We start from the raw sequence: 19,657 nt of genomic DNA, 5'->3' as shown, positions 1-19,657 counted from the left end.
TTAGGTTGTGATATAGCTATTTTATAGATTTGTTCTTATACTGCGATCGCTAATATTCCAAAGCTCAGGCAAGATGTAGCTTTTACTTAACACTTTCAAAATAAACATTAATTTGTTATTACCTAGTCAATACCTAGTAAATCAATGGTTACAGTCCCAACATCTGTATCTCCAGCAGTATCAGTAATGAGATAATCAAGGCTATAGGTTCCAATTCCATTGGTGGGAGTATAAACTATCATTCCCTCACTGTTTATTTCGGCATTTCCACCAGTAATATTGTGTACTGAGGAAATCGTTATCAGTTCATCTGGGTTGTAAGCAAGGTCTGGGTCATTGTCGTTAGCCAGAACGTTTAAAGTTAGAATTCTAACGCTGTCTTCTACACTATCATCTACAGCTTCAGGTGGTTGATTTGCCGTTGAGGGAATTGGTTCTGTTGATTCAACTAAGTCGATGTTGGTCGTAATCGTGAATCTTGAATCTTGAAAACATCTTTCCGCAAAAAAGAAATCAAAATCATAGGTCTCTCCAACTACTAAACCTATTGCATTAGCTATATCATCTAAATTCACAGTTTGAGTTTGTGCAGTATGAACTCCCCCAATGTCAATGACTCTTTTGCCATTGATATACACCCAAACATCATCATCACCTGCAAAGGTGAATGTTTCTCCGCCTTGATAGGTAAAACTGTTATGGATTTCGTAAGTAAAATAATAATTATTGCCACTTTTTCCGCTGATCCATCCATCATAAATCCAGCCTGAGGTTGGAGCTGTAATGTTGGGATCATCTTCCACATTGCCATACAGTTCACCATTAATCGGGAAAAAACTACTATTCGAATATTGATACATTCCGTCAGCTTGCTTAGTAAGAGTAATAGAATGTTCTTTACTAAGATTTACGCCAGGCACATCGTTATACCATTGATTAAAATTATTTGCTCCAGAAGTACTAGGAGTACTACCTTGGTCATGAGCATACACAGGTTTCTTATCAACGCCAATAGTATCTGTAACTATACCTCTGTCATATTCAAATTCACTATTCCAAGAAATATTATTACCATCATCAAGAAAGAACTCGAAGTCTGGATGGCTGGCTTGAAAGTCCCGAATGGTTCCTGTCAAAATAATTGAATCAGGATTAGCAGGGGTCTTGGTTGCGAGTAATCCAAAGGCACTAAGGCCTAATAAAGAAATGGCAAAAAGTTTACTAGTTACTGGTTTTATTTTTGGGCAATTACTTAAATCGAACATTGAAAATATACTTCTCTTCTTATGGTTAAATGATAAGTAAAATAATTTTTATCGTATAGGTAAAATCTCTTAGGTTACTTATCTGAATTATTGGCTTTGTGATTTTGTATTTTTTGACTTAAAACAAAATCAAAGTTTTTTTGTCTTGCTATATATAGAATAGCAGCCTAAAAGCATGTATGTAATCCAAAATACTACTAAACTTTATTATTAAGTTATGATGAAATAATTATGAATATAGTGCTAAATATCAGATTTATTATTATCTTTGTTTAAGTGATAAAAATTAGTGACTTTTATATAAATAAATTTCCCAATAAGTAACATATTTCTTTGTAAAATAAATATAAATTATCAAAATTTTTAAGGGTATTTGCATAATTCATTTTCAAGTGAAAATTTGTTAAAAAATATCGTCCATCAAAAAATTTTATTTACCACAAAAAAATCGCGATCACCTAGAAAGACAATCGCTATTTTCACGAAAGGTTATTTAATTGGTAATCTAAAAAGATTGCAAGCTTAAAGCTTTTGAAATTTAGTCAATATTGTGAATATTAATAGTATTATCAGCATCCACTACTTCATTACTAGTGTCAATATCAAATACTTCAGTTTCAAAATTGTAACTACCAGCGTTATAACCTTCAACAATCATCTGAAAATTACGCGTTTCTCCATTCAAAACATCATTACAGCCACTGGGATGAGTATCAGTACAAACATAGGTAACTGTTAGTCCAGGGGGAATGGGAGTCGCATTAGAAGTACGAAAGTCAATATCAATTATGGGAGTAGTTGTGGTTGTAGTTGTAGCTGTATAGCTATCTACTGCATTTCCAATTAAAGTTTCCATCGTACTGGCTACATTATTTGCAGTACTCACTGCATACTCACCAGTTGTTGCCGTTGTAATATTTGTAGCCTGGCTGTTTTTATTAATAGTATTGCTACCAGAACCTACATTAACTGCGACAACCTGGATTTTATTATTATTTAAAGCAGTAGTTACCTCACTTTCAGTTGTATCGCTAGTGTGAGAAGGAGCATCCCCAAACCATACAATGATTTTCATTGCATCATCACGCCAACTGGTATCATAACCAGTCTGCCAACCTAAAGTGGTTGCGGCACCGGAAGTCGCAGCTTGGTGCAATGCGAAGAAGTTAGCTTCTGGCCAATCTTTTCCTCCTGAAGCTTTCCAACTGTAAGCATCATCTGCCGATGACGTTGTGCCTATTGCTTGAAGAATTTCTGCATCCGTTCCCCCAATTGCTACTTGAAGCTCATAGGAATCCATCTCTACCGGATCGCCATATACATTTTCTGTGATATTTTCTGTTGAGTTCTCTGTATAACTAGAGCCATTGTATGACCATTTCCAAACATCACCACTATCGATTTGATTTCCGTCTGAATCTAAAGTTACAAAATCATATTTGTACCAATAGCCATAGTAATAAGTCCAATATTTATATGTGTAAGTAGTAGTAGTAGTTTCGGTAACTGTTGTTGTGCCGGTTATTTTTTTATCGCCAGGCACACTATTAGCATTTACATAGCAGGAACAATAAGAAGAGTAATAAGCACTATATTCTTTGGGGGCACCATAATATCTAGCCACCCCAAACTTAATATCTGTAGTGTCTACATATGCCGCTCTTAGATCATTTAGTATGTCTTGAGCATTTACTTGAACATTGGCAATTTCATCTCCCATACTCCCTGTATTATCAGCCAAAAACAGAATATCTACTTTATTGGGAGCCCCAATTACAGTTTCTGTAATGGTTTCGACTAAATTATCAAGGTTTACAGTGACAACTCTGTCCAAAGTGATGGTGTTGCCAACCCCTTCATCTATAGAGAAATCATCGTTGGTTATGGTGCCAGTAGGGTTGCCGGCAAAAGAGGTTGTTGCAAATAGTCCGACAAAACCAGCGGACAGCAAAGAAGCAGCAAGTAGCTTGTTTTTAGTAAGTGTTTTCAAAATAGCAAAATTCGACATTATAATAACCTTTCCTTCTTTGTGGATCAGACTGATAATTCAAAAAAATTGGATAATTTTGATATCAAGAGTAGTAGCAAATCTATTTAGATATAGACATCAATAGTTAATCAAAAAATTATCTATTACTTTCTATTGTTCTAGTTTTCACATATTAAAGCTTTGTTTTCTTCGGGCATTTGTTGCCCATTCATGACTGCATCGGCTAGTTCATTTCTTTGCGAGTTGGAAATTGAAAGGTTAGAACTATTAATTGCTGATATGACGTCCCCTCTTGTATAGTCCTCGTTGCTGCACACAAATTGACGGATAATTGCTTTTTCTTCCGATGACATCTCCTGGGCTGGAGGGCTAGACAAAGCAATGTTGGGAATAAAAACAGCTAGAGAAATAATAGATAAAGAGATTAGTTTTTTCATGATAGTAAATTTAGTTGATCTGTGTCTTATTGCAGAAAAAGTAAAAATTAAATTGAAAGCAAATTGAAGTTACTCATCAACTGCCTTCTGTAATACAATAGCAATCTCTTTGTATAAAAGTAAATCCAGAAAACCACGAATTTTTATTATTAAGTTGCTGCAAATCAAGCCGATAATCGGTAAACTTTTAATAAAGAGATGGAGTTTACTCGATTTAAATAAAAAATACTAATAATCAAAAATTGATTTTGTAAAATAAGTATCGTTATTCAGAAAAATTAAGTATATTTTCGTAACTCAGTGTTAATAGATAGGTTGACACAATATATTTTTTAAAACATATATCTATCCATAAAAAAAGATCGCCTTTTGCCAGACGATCTGTCTTAGTTTTAATTTCCAATAATTTAATCTACATTGAGGATTTTAATGTTGTTATCTGCTATTGCTCCGTCAACAGGAGCAGTTGGATTACTAATATCAAAAACTTCAGTCTTAAAATCGTAATTGTCTGGAATATATCCTGTAACTTTCATGAGGAATTTACGTTTCTCTTCATGTCCTACATTTGTGCATCCCAGCTCATCTATGCATTCGTATTCAATAGTTAGGTCAGGAACTGGAGTTGCTGCCGCAGTCCGAAAATTAATATCAATTTTAGGGTAAGTAGTAATTACTTCAGGAACAACAGCCGCATCGCCCACTGAACTTAATATGGTGCAAACAAGATCCATTTCTGCAAGACCATTACAGTAATTATCGGAATGATCAATAGGCGGCCCGTTTAAAAGCTCAACCAGAATATCATTGTCAACTTCGGAATATTTACCATTAGTTGCAGCGACAATACTAGAACCTTGACCATTTGCATCAAGTCCGTCATCTGCAACAGTAAGTCCTAACTCAACTTCTTTTGCTTCATCTCCTGTGATTGTATCGACATTAATCATCACTACAGTAATCCCATTATCTTTTAAGGCTTGAATGGTGTCTGCTTGATTTATGGTCTTAGTATGAGACTTAGCATCGCCGAACATAACAATAAGCTTCATGTCCGCATCTGATCGCCATTTGGTGTTATAAGCTTCGTCATAATCTGCTGGGTCATAGCCTGCTGCTGTTCCTTGTAGCAGATAGTTATATCCTGTAGAGTAAACCTCTGCCCCTGGATAGTCAGGATTGTTAGAATCGCCAGGATTGCTAGTATATTCAGGTGTTGGAGCTCCATTAGTTGCAGCCTGATGCAAGCCAAAGAAACCCCCTTCAGCCCAATCTCCTTTGTCAATTGCTCTCCATTGATTAATCGCTGCTACTGCATTATTTTTATTTCCACCTTCTACAGCTTCTAGAAGCTTATAAGATAGATTTTCCCGAGGAGTTCTCTCATAAACGTTGACTTTTTTCGTTTTAGTTTCTGTGTATGGCTCCCCCACATTCACTTTTTCTGTTATGTCAAATGTACAAGACTCGGTCTTGCCATCTAAGTCTCCATCATTTGACCAGGGCCATTGATCTTTGAGTTTTTTGCCTGATGAATCTGTAGTTCTGACTCTATATTTATAAGGTTTATCACTTCTGTTGGGATCGACTTTGTTAAACGTCCAAGTCTTAGTACAGGCTACTGTATCAACTACCACTGTTTCAGTATCTTGAACTGTAATTTCGATTGTTTCGGTTGTTTGCCCAATTTTTCTGTCGTATGCTCTGCTACTCCATTCTCTCGGATCTCTTCTATAGTAAGCCACCCCAAATTCTACATCGGCATACTCAGCTTCTAATTTATCCAGGAGATCTTTGGCATGAGCTTTGACATTGGCGATCGCCGGGCCCATGCTTCCTGTATTATCAGCCAAAAATAATACATCTAACTTCTCAGGTTTGATATAGTTCCCTGTTGGAGTATCTTGTGATAGAGCTTCTAAGTCAAGTTCAACAGTCCTTTCCAATTCGACAGTTTTAGCAACCCGTGTCTCTTCAGAAAAAGAACTAGGTGAAACCTCTCCAGAAGCCTGAAGATTAGGTTCTTCTCCGTCAGTACAATTATTAGAATATTCTAGATCGGGAAGATTATCGACAATATAATTAGCTTGCTCATTGCTTAAATTAAAAGGCCCATTACTGTAATTGATAGTCATCCCATTTGCCGAAGTTTTGCCTGTCTCCAATGCATTTATTAAATGACTTTTTTTATTCCCTGGATTACTAGGATCAAAGTTATCAACTGTTATCACGTGAGTAACACCCTCATTAATTAAGCTAGTATAAGTAGCTGAATTATTGCCGTGACCATTATTGTTGCAAGAATCTGCTTGCACTTTATTTTCGCTGGATGTGATGGCAAAACTTCCAGTAATGATCATTCCCGCTAAAAGAGTATTAGCTATAAGTTTTTTAGAATTAATAAATTTAAGCATAAGATTTCACCTAGTGTGTTTACTGCTCTTGGTCAGTGCTTATTGTGTATACCAAAATAAAAAAAAGTTTGTTTGGCTGGAGTTTTTCGCTCCTTGTAAGCATCAAATTTAATATTTTAAAATAAATTAGCTTTAAGCTAAATAGAAGATTTATCAACTTCTCTTCTTGTAATACGATAACAACTCATTTATAGATAAGTAAATCCATAAAACTACTACTTTTGATTGTTAAGAACGTATAAGCAAGATGAGTTAAAGAGTAAAGTTTTGATGAAGAGACAAAAAATATCTGAAACTATATGCTTTCTACAACAAAGTTATTGAGGTTATTCCGTATTAAGTCGTAGTCAATCCTTAAGACAGATTATTATACAGATGAATTATGGTTGGTTCAATCTCACATTGTGCTGTCGGAAAAATCAATTGAAGTGAGGGGCCCCTGACTTTTACTTCATCAACAAAGAAATTTTGATCTGTTGGTCGTGAGAGTGGGATTTCACGGTCGGCAAACGCCACTTTAAATTGTGAAGGTGATCAAGCTAGTATAATCGGAGAAACAAACTTAAAATATGTATTGGAGAATTTAGATTTATGGATCCAGTAGCTCTTATAGTGGTGAGTCTTTATAAGTTTCTTGAGATATATGGCTATCTTTTGATCGCGAGAATTTTATTATCTTGGTTTCAAACTGCTGAGTGGGCAAATAATATTATTTCCTTCCTGAGCCCCATCACCGACCCCTATTTAAACATTTTTCGTTCTATTATCCCACCCTTGGGTGGGATAGACTTTTCCGCAATTTTAGCCATTATAGCTTTACAGTTTATCCAAGGTGCTTTAGCTCCCTTGATTACAAGAGCCCTAATTTAATCTGCTATTACCCTGTCCCTGTACTCTAACGTCTGGAGCCTATGCTAATTCAGCGTTGGAAGTCATCGTAGTAATAAGGGCGTACTTTTCCTGTAAAGCCAGAGGCTTTAAATTTGTCAAGTATCAAGGGTGTTGGTTGAGTAGTCGGAACACTAATTCTGATTTGAAAATCGCTAACACCTGGAGGTACATAGAGGATGCCCCCAACTCTGCTACGGTTTGCCATGATTGGGTTGTGGTTAGCATCGTAGATTCGTCCGTATACGTCGGCGTCAACAACTGGCTTTCCCGAAGTATTTTCAGCCTTTCCGATAATTAAAAAGCAACTGGCTGGACGCAGACTGCCACTACTTACACCACCACCTTGAGCTTTGTCTCCTGTACAAAGTTCATAATCTAGGTCGAATAACTCAATGGATGTCAAGGCACTGGCTTGAGGTGCAATTATAAAACTAGTCATCCATAGACAACAAGACAACAATATTACTGTTATAAAGCGGAAACTCATAATGGGAATCTCTAATTAAAGACACAGCCAATCCTATCATCAAGCTGTCTTGGCACGGGTTTCTCCAGTTAAATTGGTGATGTCTTTAGTCTGAACCTCCAACCCCAATCCCTGTATGGTGAATAATGGCATTTGTCAGATTTAAATCTGTCATTGAAGCTCCAGAAACATCGGCGTCAATTACTGTTGCCGCAGTTAAATTTGCTTGATCAAGGTCGGCTTGATTGAGACTGGAATTAGTCAAAAAGGAAGCTGTTAAGTTGGCATTCTCTAATTTAGCATTGGTCAAATCTGCTCCCTCCAAATTAGCACCTATCAGGCTTGCCCCGATGAGATTGGCCCCTCGTAAATCTGCCCCAATTAAATGTGTATTTTCTAGATTTGCTCCTTGTAAGTCGCAGCTAGGACATTCTCCAGTGGTTAGGAGCTGTTGAACATGAGCTGGATTTTCCGCATTGCTAGGATTGGCGATCGCAAAGGTAGTTAAGAATCCAATAGTGACTAGTAATTTCAAGTTCATGGTATTTGATCTCTCTAGCTATTAGTGAAAACTAAAATCTCTCTTTAATTTCACTTTCCTTAATGATGCTCTTATTTTCTCACTAATTTGAGGTTATGACGATCTCCAAGCTCATCTATTTTGTCGTAATTCCTCTACTACTTGATTTAATCCCACAGAATTAGAGGCTTTGAACAGGATACGATCGCCTGAGGCCATAATATCTCGTAATCTATCTCCTAATAACGCGCGATCGCGAAAACATTCGGAAATTACGCCCTCCGCCCCAGCAATCATAGTTTCGGTTTCCGGTTCATCGGCTAGAACGAGTAAGCGATCAATCCCTAACTCTTGAACAGTGACGCCCACTTGTTGATGTAAGGCCGCAGAATAAGATCCTAATTCTTTCATGGTTCCTAAAACCGCGAGATGTCTTTGCCCTGGAGTCGCCTTGAGCATTCTCAGGGCTGCTTGCATCGATTCAAAGCCGGCATTATAGGTTTCATCAAGGAGTAAAATGTCATTTGATAATTGATAACGACGAGCTCGGCCCTTGGGTAATTGGACTGTTAAGCCTGCTGTTAAACATGCAGTATCGATTTCTAAAATTTGGGCAACTGCGATCGCAGCTAAATAGTTGCTTGCATTATGACTTCCGGGAAGGGGCAAGGGAAATTTTTTATTGGCTAGTGAGAGCATATCGGGAGCGCTTAGGTCTCCTTGGAGATCTCCCCCCGTTAAACCATAGGTAATTGTTTTACCTTGCCATACTTGAGCTGCGGTTTCGATTAACAAGGGATTATCATAATTAAGAATTGCGGTGCTTTGGGGCGACATCCGAGCCAATAATTCACATTTGGCCTGGGCAATCGCTTCTTTCGAGCCCAATCGTCCAATATGTGCTGTCCCCACGTTAGTAATAACGCCAATGGTGGGCTTGGCAATATCTGTCAGTAAGGCAATTTCCCCTAGCCCTCGCATAGCCATTTCAATCACGGCGTAATCATGTTCTGGAGTGATTTCAAGTAGAGTTTTGGGCACACCAATTTCATTGTTATAATTAGCTTGAGTTTTGAGCACTTTTCCTTGAGTTCCCAAGACCGCAGCAATTAATTCTTTGGTGCTAGTTTTCCCTACTGAGCCCGTGACACCAATAATCGGAATGTTAAAGCGATCGCGCCACCAGCAGGCAATTTGTTGATAGGCTGTGAGAGTATCCGCAACAATAAATTGTGGGACATCAGAGGTTAGTGATAATTGACGCGACAGAATTAAGGCGGTCGCTCCTTGTTCAATGGCCATAGCAGCAAAATCATGTCCATCAAATTGCTCTCCCTCTAAAGCAAGAAATATGCCTCCTGGTGGAAAGTTTCGAGTATCAGTGCTTGCTGCGATCGCAAATGTGGTGAGCCCATTTGCTACTGTCTGGAGCAAATTGTCCCCAAGAATCTCACCAAGTTCGCCCAGAGGAATGTTTTTTGTCATAGTTTTTAATACTGAAACTTTGGTTAATAAACTTTACTCAAGATAGGAAGTGTCCTAGATTATTACCTAAATTTTAGGATTTTTACCATGTCATGTCAGCAATTTGCATCAGCAATATTACTAAGTTTAACCCTATGAAATCTTGATTAAACCTTAATCCCATTCAGGAAAATATGATTGTATTATAAAGAAGAAGGCATAATAAGTTTTTATTTATTTTGAAATTTAAGTTTTTGTTGATTTTTCCGTGGCTATGAGAGGCTTATAGATGGACATAGTTTATCAAAGTGATTGTGGTTTTCAATCTACTCATGAAGAGGCGAATATAATATATGATCATTTACGAGAGTCTTTACAAAGAGATAGTCCAGAAAGATTAATTCAAAGATTTCGTTATTTATTCGTTAAAGGGACAGGTTACGATGTTCACTCAGTAAAATCTGCCCTCGATATAATTATTAATACTCATTATGTGGAAAGAGAATTTCCTTTTTTCCTCAATCGTTGTTGCCATATTATTATTAATTTTTGGCAGAAAGACCCTGAGCTAAAAAAGTATGTTCCTCTGTTATTGTCTCAGTTAGAAATAGCTTTGCCCCCTGGAACAGCTAATTCTAAAGCGACTAGAAAACTACGTAAACTAGTTGATGATTTCCAGAGGACTGAGCAATATATAAAATTAAAGAGACTAGGTAATTTAGTTGCTCAGCATCATAATAATGAAAATAATAACAGTCTATCTGTTGGTGATGTAATTCAACGTTATCCTTTTTTATATCAACATTGTCTATTAAGTGAAGATAGTAGTTATGAATTCAAAAAAACTATCAAGAAAATTCAAAAAGGAATTCAGAAAACCTATGAATTAGATATTTCTCAATACATCACCTATCGTGTAAGGCTAGCAGAAATTATTCGTAAATATAAAGCCTCTAATAGAAATAAGGTCCCCAAGAGCCTAATTAAAACTGTGGATAATCCCACATTATTAAGCGATCGCCAATTGAGTTATGCCCTCAAGCAATATCTTGGCAAGGTCGAGTCAGGTTCTACCTATCTGGATTTAGCCCATAATTTTTCTCATAATATGAGCAGCACTAAATATTATCAACAATTCAAGAATGAGCTTTATGAATATTTAATTTCAGGTATTGATTCTCATTATGGCAAATATCAATTCAATCAAAAACTATATAAATATTTGCAGAATATCTTGCCAGATTTCCATTCTCAAATTGTCGATGAGTTTACGATCATGAGAACTTGCTCAAGCTTATTAAAATTTCTAGTAGTAGATAGTCTCAAGAATCCCAACTATAATTTATTCATCGATTTAATTGATAATTTGGGAGAAACAAAAGTTATTGGTTTGCTCTTAAAGCTACTATTGATCTGTAAAAAAGTAAAACCTTACCTGGAACAACGTTTTGCAATTCTTTTTTCTCATTATGAATCCTATGATTGTAATGAAGTTCCCTGGTTAATTGATTCTCTCGAAAATTTGCAATTAGCTCTTAGTATCCATTTTGGGAAGGCAGATTTATCCTTAGTTAAGTTGTTATAGCCTCAAGTTTCTAATCTCTTGTTTTATAGAGCAATAATTCTGCTTGCTCATGATCCAGCTCAACCTACTTGATAGAAACTAAGGCTACAATGGAACGGAAATCCATTATAGTTGGTAACTATAGATGATAAACTACCAAGATAATTTTGGCTATAAAAGAGTTAATTTAGAACAAGTAGTCTATCAGTATTTACGAAACTATGTAGAAAATAATTCACCAGCTGATGTTATTGCTGAATTTCGCCGCATTTTTTTTGAGTTTAGTATTCAAGATTCTGCGCTGCGCGGCCATATGGAGAGTCTGATTTTTTCGAGGGAAGATCAGGCAAGATTTTCCTATGTCTTAAATTATTGCTATCACATTGTCATTAATCATTGGGCGCAACAATCGGAGCTACAGCAATTTATTTTTGAACTAGTTAATATTATAGATTCGATTAATTTTACCACCCCATGCTATGACCGCAGACGTAAAAAAATATATGAATTAGCTCATAATTTTCGCCAGACGGATTATTATTTAAAATTAAAACGTATTGGTAATGTCATTGCTCATAAATCATTATCTAACTTTAATTTTAAAGAACCAGTTTCTAATTATTTAACTCATTATCCTTACCTATATAAGTCTTTATTACTCGGTAAAGAATATAGTCCGGAGGAAAAGAGTTTGATAGTTAAACTTCAAAGTATTCGCCAAAAATATTTTGAATTTCAACTAGCACAACATGTTATTTATCGCTCTCGTTTGATGCAGATTGCCAGAGCTAGGCAGATGTCTCATGGTGCGGGAAAACTTTTAAGAAGAGTGAAAAACCCTAGTTTACTATCTGATCAGGATTTGAAAATATCGATTCAGAAATATTTGGAAAAGCCCAATGAAAAAGAGACAATTCAACAAATATCCGAGAGATTTCTGCTGAAAAATGACTCAACAGTTTCCTACAAAAAATTTAAAAAAAACTTGCATGCTTATTTGCTTTTGGGAATAAAATCAAGGAATAAAGCCTATCAATTGGATAAAACAATCTTAAATATTCTTGATGAAAGCTATTATCAATCAGATTCTCAGCCTTTAACTGATAGTTTAATTTTTCAGACTTGCAGAAGATTGTTGAGATTTATCATGGTTGATACGACTAAACAAAACAATCACAGTCAATTTATTGATTTAGTGATGAATTTAGGTACGGTTAATGCCGTCTCTTTGTTGGTGAAAATGCTCCTGATATGTCCTAAAATTAAACCAGAATTAGAGCAAAGATTAGCAATTTTATTTGTTAAGTATGAATCCCAGAAGGCAGAAGACGTTACCTGGTTAATCAAAGTTTTAGAAAACTTTTTGATTGCTTTTAGTCTTTATTTGGGCAGAATTGATCTTTCGGCAACCAAGGTTATCTAGACGAGTTAATGGTTTGTGTTGATTCTGGCTCATTCTCGTAATACATAGCCAACACCGCGAACAGTTTGGATTAATCTGGGTTCTTGATTGGCTTCTAATTTGAGACGTAGATAACGCACATAGACCTCGATGATATTAGAATCTCCCATAAAATCATACCCCCAGACTCGTTCTAAAATTTGGTCGCGAGTTAGAACTTGACGAGGATGGGAAATCAAGTATTCTAAAAGATCAAATTCTTTGGCGGTTAACTCAATCAAACGATTGCTCCGATAGACTTCGCGAGATGAGCGATCTAAACGCAAATCGGAAAATTGCAGAGAGCTGCTATCTTCTTCTTGATTCCTCCTCAAATTAGCTCGAATGCGAGCTAGCAATTCTTCAATGCTAAAAGGCTTGATCATATAATCATCTGCTCCAGCATCTAACCCAGCCACGCGATCGCTAACCTCATCCTTAGCAGTTAATAAAATAATTGGGACTTTATCCCCAGTTTGGCGCAAACGACGACAAATCTCTAATCCTGAAATTCCTGGTAACATCCAATCTAAGAGAATGAGATCGGGAGTCATTTCCCTTGCTGTCCCTAAGCCCCCTAATCCATCAGTCACCACAGTTACTTCATAGCCTTCATATTCTAATTCTAGCTTTATGAACTGAGCTAATTTACCTTCATCTTCGACGACTAAAATGTGAGATTTCATCTTGTTTTGGGGAATTTGGGAAAAGAATGTTTCTTGATATTGGATCAATAAATAATAGGATAAATTAATTTCCGCCAGTTAAGCTCATCTTTGAGGTAACTTGTAGGAATATATAATGATGTTAAATAAATGCGATCGCACTTTATAATTGATGAATTCTACTTCCAACAGTAAGAAACGAGCTATTGTCAGTATCTGTTCCAATAATTATTTTCCCTATGTGAGGATTTTGTTTAGCTCGGCACAAAAATATCATCCTGAGGTGGATTTATTTCTATGTTTGGCCGATGAAATTTCTGCGGATGTCGAATTAGGCATTCGGGGTGTGGAAATTATTCCTGCCGCCGATCTAGGGATTGAGAACTTTTCTGATTTTGCTTTTCGCTACGACATCATGGAATTCAATACTGCAGTTAAACCTTTTGTGATGCGGCAGCTTATTGAATCGAGAGGTTATACAGAAGTAATTTATCTTGATCCTGATATTGAACTCTTTGCCCCGATGACTCCTGTGTTGGATGCTTTTGAGGGGGGTGCTGATTTTGTCTTGACTCCCCATCTGACTGCTCCAGCAGAATTTAAAGATTTTCCCAACGATATCGGCATTATGAAGGCGGGAATCTATAACCTCGGTTTTATTGCCTTGAATAATAGTCAAGATGCGATCGCCTTTTTGCAATGGTGGGAGAGAAAATTACGTTTTCAATGCATTAATCAACAGGATCAAGGAATCTTTGTTGATCAAAAATTCGTCGATCTTTTGCCAGCTTTTCACGAAAATGTGGCTATTTTACGAAATCATAGTCTTAATGTGGCATATTGGAACCTCGAACAGCGTCAACTAACCCAAACAGACACAGGCTGGTTGGTTGATGGTAAGCCCTTAAGTTTTTTCCATTTCAGTGGCATTGATGCTAAGCAACCTCAACGCCTTTCTAAGCATACTGAAAGATTCAATGGTGATTTAGATGTTCCCTTACAAGCGATCGTGAACCATTATTTGGCAAAGTTACAGGAATTTAGTTACGGAAATAATGTTAATCCTGAATATAGCTATGGTCGATTTAGTAACGGTCTTGGGATCTCCAATCTAATGCGTTATTGCTATCGAAATTCCCCAGAGAAATTTACGGGAAATCCTTTTGAGTCGTTTCATCAATATCTTAATCAACCTTCGGGAATGGTATCTAGTCTTTCTCCCTGGAAAGTGACTAATTTAATGCGTTACCTTTGGGAACAAAGAATTGATTTACAGATAGCCTTCGATCTTAATCATTTGCAGGGAAGGTTAAATTACGCTTTGTGGTTTGTGCAGCATGCTGCGGAAAATAATTTGGATGATTATTTTCTCAAGCCGATTATCAACAATGTTAATTCTGAATCAACTAAATATAAGTTATTGCTGTTGTTCAGCAAGCTTTTGGGAGATAGTACGTGGAAATTTCGCAACTTTCTCAAAAAATCTCTGTGGCTTCCCAGAAAACTTCGCAAACCCTTACGGCTACTATTCAAAAGTTTCAGTAACTGAAGTAATGCTAAATTTTATTAAGTAGCACCATAGCAACTTCAAAATTGAGATTAATGGCAGATAAACTAATTAGGGCAACCGCAGCAGATAATGGTATTAGAGCCGTCGGGGTTATCACGACGAGACTGACAGAAGAAGCTCGCCAACGACATAACCTCTCATATGTTGCCACCGCAGCTTTAGGGCGCACGATGACCGCTGGATTACTACTGGTATCCAGCATGAAAAAAGCAGAATCGAGGGTTAACATTCGTTTTGAAGGTAATGGACCCTTGGGTAGCATCTTAGTTGATGCCGGTCTTGACGGCACGGTGAGAGGTTATGTGCAAAATCCTGAGGTGGAGCTACCTCCCAATGACAAAGGAAAACTAGATGTGGGGGGAGCTGTTGGCAAAGATGGTTATTTATACGTAATCAGAGATGTGGGTTATGGGTATCCTTATTCGAGTACTGTGGAGTTAGTTTCTGGGGAAGTTGGTGATGATATTGCTAATTATCTCGTAACTTCTGAGCAAACACCTTCTGCATTATTACTAGGGGTTTTTGTTGGTGCAGATGGAGTTACCGCAGCTGGGGGGTTATTATTACAGGTGTTACCTAAGGCTGCTCGGGATGAATCCTTAGTTGCTTTGTTAGAATCTCGGGTTAGCAAGCTATCAGGTTTTACTCCTCTGTTGAGAGCAGGTAAGAGTCTCAATGATATTATGGAGGATATGTTGGGAGATCTGGGCCTGACAATTATGCCCGAGAGTCAGCTAGTTCGCTTTAGCTGTCGTTGTTCGTTTGATCGGGTTTTGGGGGCTTTAAAAATGTTAGGAGAAGCTGAGCTTCAAGATATGATCGAAAAAGATGAAGGTGCTGAAGCAACTTGTCAATTTTGTAATGAGGTTTATCAGGCAACTGAATCGGAATTGAGCCGAATTATTGATGATCTAAGAGCAGAGTCTAATTAGCTATTTACCAGGTTTTTCACCATGTATTTAGTATATTTACTTAGAGAACTAGATGATAAGATGTAGTTCAAATAAATAAATATCTCTAAGAATAATTTGGAGACAAAAGTTACTGGTAAATTAGGGACGGTTTATGACAACTAATCGAGAATTTAAAAACGTTGATAATAAATCCCCAGGAGGTAATTACCCGTTATCAAAAGAGCCTGTCTTAACAAAAGGTTCTCAAGACGTAAATGATAAATTTGTCTCTTTGGAAGCGGATAACATGTCTTTACCAGTGACTACTCCTGATAATAGTTTAACTAATCCTCAATCAAATTCTCCGAAGCCCATGACTACAGAATCATCTGCTCAAATTTCTTGGTGGCAAACTTGGCAAATATGGGCCATTGTTTTGGTAATTTTATCTGGGGGGATTGGCTATGGAGCAACCTCAATGTTACTTAGATTGCCTCAAACCAAGACTTGTTCTAATGTCTTTTGGCCAGTGGCTTCAGCTGCAGTGAGAATATATTGCGCTCAAAACCTAGCTGAACAAAAAACTGTTGACGATTATTTGAGTGCGATCGCTCTGGTTGAAAAGTTACCGGATAATCATCCTTTGCGCTCGGAAATTAATCGTAATGTGGAAAAATGGGCAACGGGAATTTTGGATATCGGGGAAACTAAATTCCAAGAAGGTAATTTGGAAGCGGCGATCGCGATCGCCCAGGAGATACCTGAGAATTTGGAAGCGCAAAAGATAGTTGATTCCAAAATTGACAACTGGCAAACTGTTTGGACAAAAGCAGAGGGCAACTATAACCGAGTAGAAGAATTGTTACGCGCTGCTAAATGGAATGAAGCTTTTTCTGCCGCAGTTCGTCTCGCGGATGTTCGCAATAGTTATTGGTCGACAACCAAATATCAAGAGGCGATTGATAATATTAATATTGCGCAAGAAGAAAGCGCGACTCTCGATAAAGCCGTGACCCAGTTAGAAGAGGGTAGTCTCGATAATCTATTTGCTGCGATCAAAAAAGCCGAAGCAATCTCTGAAGATAGTTACGCCTATGCCGAGGCCCAGGATATTTTGGCTCAAGGGAAAAATCGCATCTTTGCCTTGGCTGATGAGTATCTAACTAAACAAAATTGGTCCAAACTACTAAATATTACTTACAATGTCCCTGGCGAGACCTTGGGCATTGCAGAACTAGTTCAAGAGTGGAAGATTCTCGCCAATGCAGGGACAAGTGCCGAGTTAGGTTCAGTTCTCAATTTAGAGGATGCGATCTCAGAAGCGGCTGAATTAACTCCAGAAGCGAGTTTGTATGCCCAAGCTCAGCAACTAATGGCTCGTTGGACATTGGAAATTGAAGATGTTAAGCATTTTGACCGAGCGAGCGAACTTGCTCAAGGCGCTAATATTACTAGCTACAGGGCAGCTATTGCTGAATTGAAGCTGATTCCTAATGGGAATCCTCGCCATCAGGAAGCTCAAAAACAAATTAATCAATGGCGCGGCGAAATTCAAATCATTGAAGATCGTCCCATCATTGCCCGAGCCAGAGAACTGGCGGCACCTTCAAATGTCACTGCTTGGCGCAGAGCGATCGCAGAAATAAATTTAGTTTCTTCTAGTAGTCCTCTATACCGAGAGGCCAGAAAATATGCTAGCCGTTGGCAAAGTAGTATTGAAAGAGTCGAAGATCAGCCCATATTAGACCAGGCTATTTCTTTGGCTAATCTGAAAAACTATGATGAAGCAATTCAAACAGCTCGACAAATTCGCTCGGGAAGGGCTTTGTCTTCTCAAGCCCAGAAGAAAATAGCTCTTTGGCAACAGGAAATTAAAGCTAGAGAATATTTGCGACAGGCTTTTAAACTAGCAGATCAACGAACTCCCGATGCTTTAGCTCAAGCTATTCGAACAATTCGACAAATACCTTCGAGCACATCTTCCTATTACCAAGTGACTCCCAATGTCAATGACTGGAGTACTGAAATGGTGGTGCTGGCAGAGAGAGCTTCCTATTATTCTTTGGAGGAGGCAATCGCGATCGCTCGCAAAATTCCTTCAGGAACAACTGGATATAGTAATGCTCAAAGTTTGATCAAGACTTGGGACGAGAAATTAAATCCCACTCCTGTCCTGGATAAAAAAGCAAAATCGGTTCTGGATTTGAAGCTGGAAAAAACCACAAACAAATCTGAAAATTAAACCGAGATAGGTGGTAGTATCGTCCCGTCTTCGTGGGATAATATCAAGCGGAATAATAACGGCAGACGACAGATGGAAAATACATTATGAATCTAGAGCGAGTCTGTGATGTGTTGATTGTCGGCGCTGGCCCGGTGGGGTTAGCTACTGCGATCGCATTACGGCAACGTGGCATAGATAATATAATGGTGATTGATCAAACTCGTAGTTTCCGTCGGGTTGGTCAAGTAGTTGATATTCTCCCCAACGGATTAAAAGCCCTTAAATACATTGATGAGCAAGCTTATCAAAAAGTTAAGCAGGTAGGGTTAGAGTTTACTAAGGTTCGGAGACAAAACAGTGAAGGCAAAGCATCAAGCAACCCTCAGAAAAGATTTTGGCATCAAAAAAATCTGCAAGGCAAAATAATTCGTTCAACTCCTTTAGTTTTTGAAGCTTGGCATGAGCGCTATAATGAAGGTCGAGTTTCAATTCCTTGGTATGACTTGCAAACAACCCTTAGGAATTTACTTCCTTCAGAGATAGTCTTAGTTAATCATCGTTGTATTGATATCACTGAAAAAGATTCATTAATAGAGGTCGATTGTCTTACTAATAATGATGAAACTTTGAGTAATCCTTTCGCCTATTGGGAAATGTCTCAAGCTGATTTTGGCAATACCAAATCTTCGGATAACATAACTAATATACAATCAAAAACTCCCTATCCCGTTACCAAAAAATTTCAAGCTAAGTTAGTCGTGGCAGCAGATGGTATTAATTCAACTGTTCGACAAATAATGTATGGCGGTTCGGATTTAAAGCAATGGGCACAACCCCAATATTCTGGCTTCTCCGCGATCGGTTGTTTACAAATTGAGAATGTATCTCAGACTATTATTCAGCAATTAGAAAATCAATATTTTCAGGATGATAAAGTTGTTACTTTATATAACGATTCCGACTCGCCTCATTCTGAGAATTCAGAGCGTCCTCGGCTGATCCTAATTCGTAGATCTCAAAAAGCTCTTGGTTATTTATTACATAGTCCTTTAGACTTAGATTTATTACAAAATAAGGTTCCTGAAGAGATTATCCATTTAGCAGCTAAAATTCTTACCAGAGCTGGATTTCCTGATGTTTTTGCCCAATTAATTAATTTGTCAAATCCTGAGGTATTAATTCGACGCCCTTATTATATTCATCCGACAAATATTTCCCCTGATTCTCAATCTGTTTGGAGTAAAGGCAGAGTGGTTTTAGCAGGAGATGCGGCTCATGGAATGCCTCCTTTTGCTGCCCAAGGTGCTAATCAAGGTTTAGAAGATGCGGCGATTATTGGTCATGCGATCGCGAAGTGCCTTGCTTGTAAGACCGCGAATATTGTTAATAATAATGCTTTAGATAATCAAGAAAGAATTGATCATTTTTTTAGAAGATATGAACAGTTGCGTCGTCCTTTTATGACAGTAATTCAAGAAGCTACAATGCAAAATCATCATTGGTCACAGGAAAAATGGGGAAATTATAGTGATTTAGTTTATAGTCGAAATGTTGCAGATTTAATTGATAATTTTATTGTTTAGATTGACAAAAGGCATTAAATAATTTGATCTTGTTGGTTTTTATTTATTGCAAATGGGATTGAATTAAGCAAAAAATTATCATGAAGTAAAAGAAAAGATTCGGAAATTCTTGGGCTGATAAAGTCAATCATGAAGATATTAAGCCAACTTTTATCTGCAAATTTAAATAAACGTGAGTTCGACGAATTTTCCTTTTGATTAAATTTCCCAAGTTGAACCACGAAGTAATAGGCTTTTCCCTAGATCCCCAAATCCCTAAATCCCCAAGTC

Annotated in this window: 15 protein-coding genes; 7 read left to right on the top strand and 8 right to left on the bottom strand. The window is 37.4% G+C overall.

Annotation, left to right across the window (positions count from 1 at the left end):
• Positions 1-122 precede the first annotated feature (122 nt).
• From XEN7305_RS15140 to XEN7305_RS15125, 4 genes are all read right to left on the bottom strand, one after another.
• Positions 123-1,265 carry a fibro-slime domain-containing protein gene (locus tag XEN7305_RS15140; protein ID WP_006510337.1) on the bottom strand — a complete coding sequence of 381 codons (1,143 nt, stop codon included), beginning with the start codon at positions 1,263-1,265 and terminating at the stop codon, positions 123-125.
• A gap of 538 nt (positions 1,266-1,803) precedes the next feature.
• Complete coding sequence (locus XEN7305_RS15135; protein ID WP_006510336.1) at positions 1,804-3,273, bottom strand: hypothetical protein; 1,470 nt, start codon at positions 3,271-3,273, stop codon at positions 1,804-1,806.
• Between the two features lie 140 nt (positions 3,274-3,413).
• A complete protein-coding gene (locus XEN7305_RS15130) occupies positions 3,414-3,692 on the bottom strand; it encodes a hypothetical protein (protein ID WP_006510335.1) in 279 nt (92 codons plus the stop codon).
• Between the two features lie 407 nt (positions 3,693-4,099).
• A complete protein-coding gene (locus tag XEN7305_RS15125; RefSeq protein ID WP_006510334.1) occupies positions 4,100-6,106 on the bottom strand; it encodes a vWA domain-containing protein in 2,007 nt (668 codons plus the stop codon).
• A 591-nt stretch (positions 6,107-6,697) separates the two neighbouring features.
• Between XEN7305_RS15125 and XEN7305_RS15120 the strand changes: the two genes are divergently transcribed.
• Complete coding sequence (locus XEN7305_RS15120) at positions 6,698-6,976, top strand: YggT family protein (protein WP_006510333.1); 279 nt, start codon at positions 6,698-6,700, stop codon at positions 6,974-6,976.
• Between the two features lie 49 nt (positions 6,977-7,025).
• On the opposite strand, the gene XEN7305_RS15115 is transcribed toward XEN7305_RS15120, so the two are convergent.
• From XEN7305_RS15115 to murF, 3 genes are all read right to left on the bottom strand, one after another.
• Positions 7,026-7,484 (bottom strand): hypothetical protein, encoded by a 459-nt coding sequence (locus tag XEN7305_RS15115; protein WP_040898071.1) that lies wholly within the window; start codon positions 7,482-7,484, stop codon positions 7,026-7,028.
• Positions 7,485-7,569: 85 nt separating this feature from the next.
• Positions 7,570-8,004, bottom strand: coding sequence for a pentapeptide repeat-containing protein (locus tag XEN7305_RS15110; RefSeq protein ID WP_006510331.1), 435 nt, complete (start codon positions 8,002-8,004; stop codon positions 7,570-7,572).
• A 111-nt stretch (positions 8,005-8,115) separates the two neighbouring features.
• Complete coding sequence (gene murF, locus XEN7305_RS15105; protein ID WP_006510330.1) at positions 8,116-9,468, bottom strand: UDP-N-acetylmuramoyl-tripeptide--D-alanyl-D-alanine ligase; 1,353 nt, start codon at positions 9,466-9,468, stop codon at positions 8,116-8,118.
• A gap of 268 nt (positions 9,469-9,736) precedes the next feature.
• Here murF and XEN7305_RS15100 point away from each other — a divergent pair, with 268 nt between their 5' ends.
• The gene (locus XEN7305_RS15100) at positions 9,737-11,032 is read left to right on the top strand and encodes a hypothetical protein (protein WP_006510329.1); all 1,296 of its coding nucleotides are present in this window, start codon (positions 9,737-9,739) and stop codon (positions 11,030-11,032) included.
• 124 nt (positions 11,033-11,156) lie between these two features.
• Complete coding sequence (locus XEN7305_RS15095; protein ID WP_006510328.1) at positions 11,157-12,434, top strand: hypothetical protein; 1,278 nt, start codon at positions 11,157-11,159, stop codon at positions 12,432-12,434.
• A gap of 29 nt (positions 12,435-12,463) precedes the next feature.
• Here XEN7305_RS15095 and XEN7305_RS15090 read toward each other — a convergent pair whose 3' ends face one another.
• Positions 12,464-13,138, bottom strand: coding sequence for a response regulator transcription factor (locus tag XEN7305_RS15090; RefSeq protein WP_006510327.1), 675 nt, complete (start codon positions 13,136-13,138; stop codon positions 12,464-12,466).
• A gap of 151 nt (positions 13,139-13,289) precedes the next feature.
• Here XEN7305_RS15090 and XEN7305_RS26770 point away from each other — a divergent pair, with 151 nt between their 5' ends.
• From XEN7305_RS26770 to XEN7305_RS30040, 4 genes are all read left to right on the top strand, one after another.
• Positions 13,290-14,666 carry a hypothetical protein gene (locus XEN7305_RS26770; protein ID WP_006510326.1) on the top strand — a complete coding sequence of 459 codons (1,377 nt, stop codon included), beginning with the start codon at positions 13,290-13,292 and terminating at the stop codon, positions 14,664-14,666.
• A gap of 53 nt (positions 14,667-14,719) precedes the next feature.
• Positions 14,720-15,619: an Hsp33 family molecular chaperone HslO gene (gene hslO / locus XEN7305_RS15080; protein ID WP_006510325.1), complete on the top strand. Its 900-nt coding sequence runs from the start codon at positions 14,720-14,722 to the stop codon at positions 15,617-15,619.
• A gap of 133 nt (positions 15,620-15,752) precedes the next feature.
• Positions 15,753-17,822: a hypothetical protein gene (locus tag XEN7305_RS15075; RefSeq protein ID WP_006510324.1), complete on the top strand. Its 2,070-nt coding sequence runs from the start codon at positions 15,753-15,755 to the stop codon at positions 17,820-17,822.
• An 86-nt stretch (positions 17,823-17,908) separates the two neighbouring features.
• Positions 17,909-19,387, top strand: coding sequence for an NAD(P)/FAD-dependent oxidoreductase (locus XEN7305_RS30040; RefSeq protein ID WP_006510323.1), 1,479 nt, complete (start codon positions 17,909-17,911; stop codon positions 19,385-19,387).
• The last annotated feature ends 270 nt before the right edge of the window (positions 19,388-19,657 follow it).

Origin of the sequence: Xenococcus sp. PCC 7305, assembly GCF_000332055.1 — a bacterium.
Lineage (GTDB): Bacteria > Cyanobacteriota > Cyanobacteriia > Cyanobacteriales > Xenococcaceae > Xenococcus.
This window is presented reverse-complemented; position numbering and strand designations above follow the sequence as displayed.

Bases quoted from the DNA above. Each gene is read 5' to 3' on its own strand.
- XEN7305_RS15130 (WP_006510335.1), bottom strand. From the start codon at position 3,692: ATGAAAAAACTAATCTCTTTATCTATTATTTCTCTAGCTGTTTTTATT.
- XEN7305_RS15115 (WP_040898071.1), bottom strand. From the start codon at position 7,484: ATGAGTTTCCGCTTTATAACAGTAATATTGTTGTCTTGTTGTCTATGG.
- murF (WP_006510330.1), bottom strand. From the start codon at position 9,468: ATGACAAAAAACATTCCTCTGGGCGAACTTGGTGAGATTCTTGGGGAC.
- XEN7305_RS15120 (WP_006510333.1), top strand. From the start codon at position 6,698: ATGGATCCAGTAGCTCTTATAGTGGTGAGTCTTTATAAGTTTCTTGAG.
- hslO (WP_006510325.1), top strand. From the start codon at position 14,720: ATGGCAGATAAACTAATTAGGGCAACCGCAGCAGATAATGGTATTAGA.
- XEN7305_RS15140 (WP_006510337.1), bottom strand. From the start codon at position 1,265: ATGTTCGATTTAAGTAATTGCCCAAAAATAAAACCAGTAACTAGTAAA.
- XEN7305_RS15100 (WP_006510329.1), top strand. From the start codon at position 9,737: ATGGACATAGTTTATCAAAGTGATTGTGGTTTTCAATCTACTCATGAA.
- XEN7305_RS15135 (WP_006510336.1), bottom strand. From the start codon at position 3,273: ATGTCGAATTTTGCTATTTTGAAAACACTTACTAAAAACAAGCTACTT.
- XEN7305_RS30040 (WP_006510323.1), top strand. From the start codon at position 17,909: ATGAATCTAGAGCGAGTCTGTGATGTGTTGATTGTCGGCGCTGGCCCG.
- XEN7305_RS26770 (WP_006510326.1), top strand. From the start codon at position 13,290: ATGAATTCTACTTCCAACAGTAAGAAACGAGCTATTGTCAGTATCTGT.
- XEN7305_RS15110 (WP_006510331.1), bottom strand. From the start codon at position 8,004: ATGAACTTGAAATTACTAGTCACTATTGGATTCTTAACTACCTTTGCG.
- XEN7305_RS15075 (WP_006510324.1), top strand. From the start codon at position 15,753: ATGACAACTAATCGAGAATTTAAAAACGTTGATAATAAATCCCCAGGA.
- XEN7305_RS15125 (WP_006510334.1), bottom strand. From the start codon at position 6,106: ATGCTTAAATTTATTAATTCTAAAAAACTTATAGCTAATACTCTTTTA.
- XEN7305_RS15090 (WP_006510327.1), bottom strand. From the start codon at position 13,138: ATGAAATCTCACATTTTAGTCGTCGAAGATGAAGGTAAATTAGCTCAG.
- XEN7305_RS15095 (WP_006510328.1), top strand. From the start codon at position 11,157: ATGATAAACTACCAAGATAATTTTGGCTATAAAAGAGTTAATTTAGAA.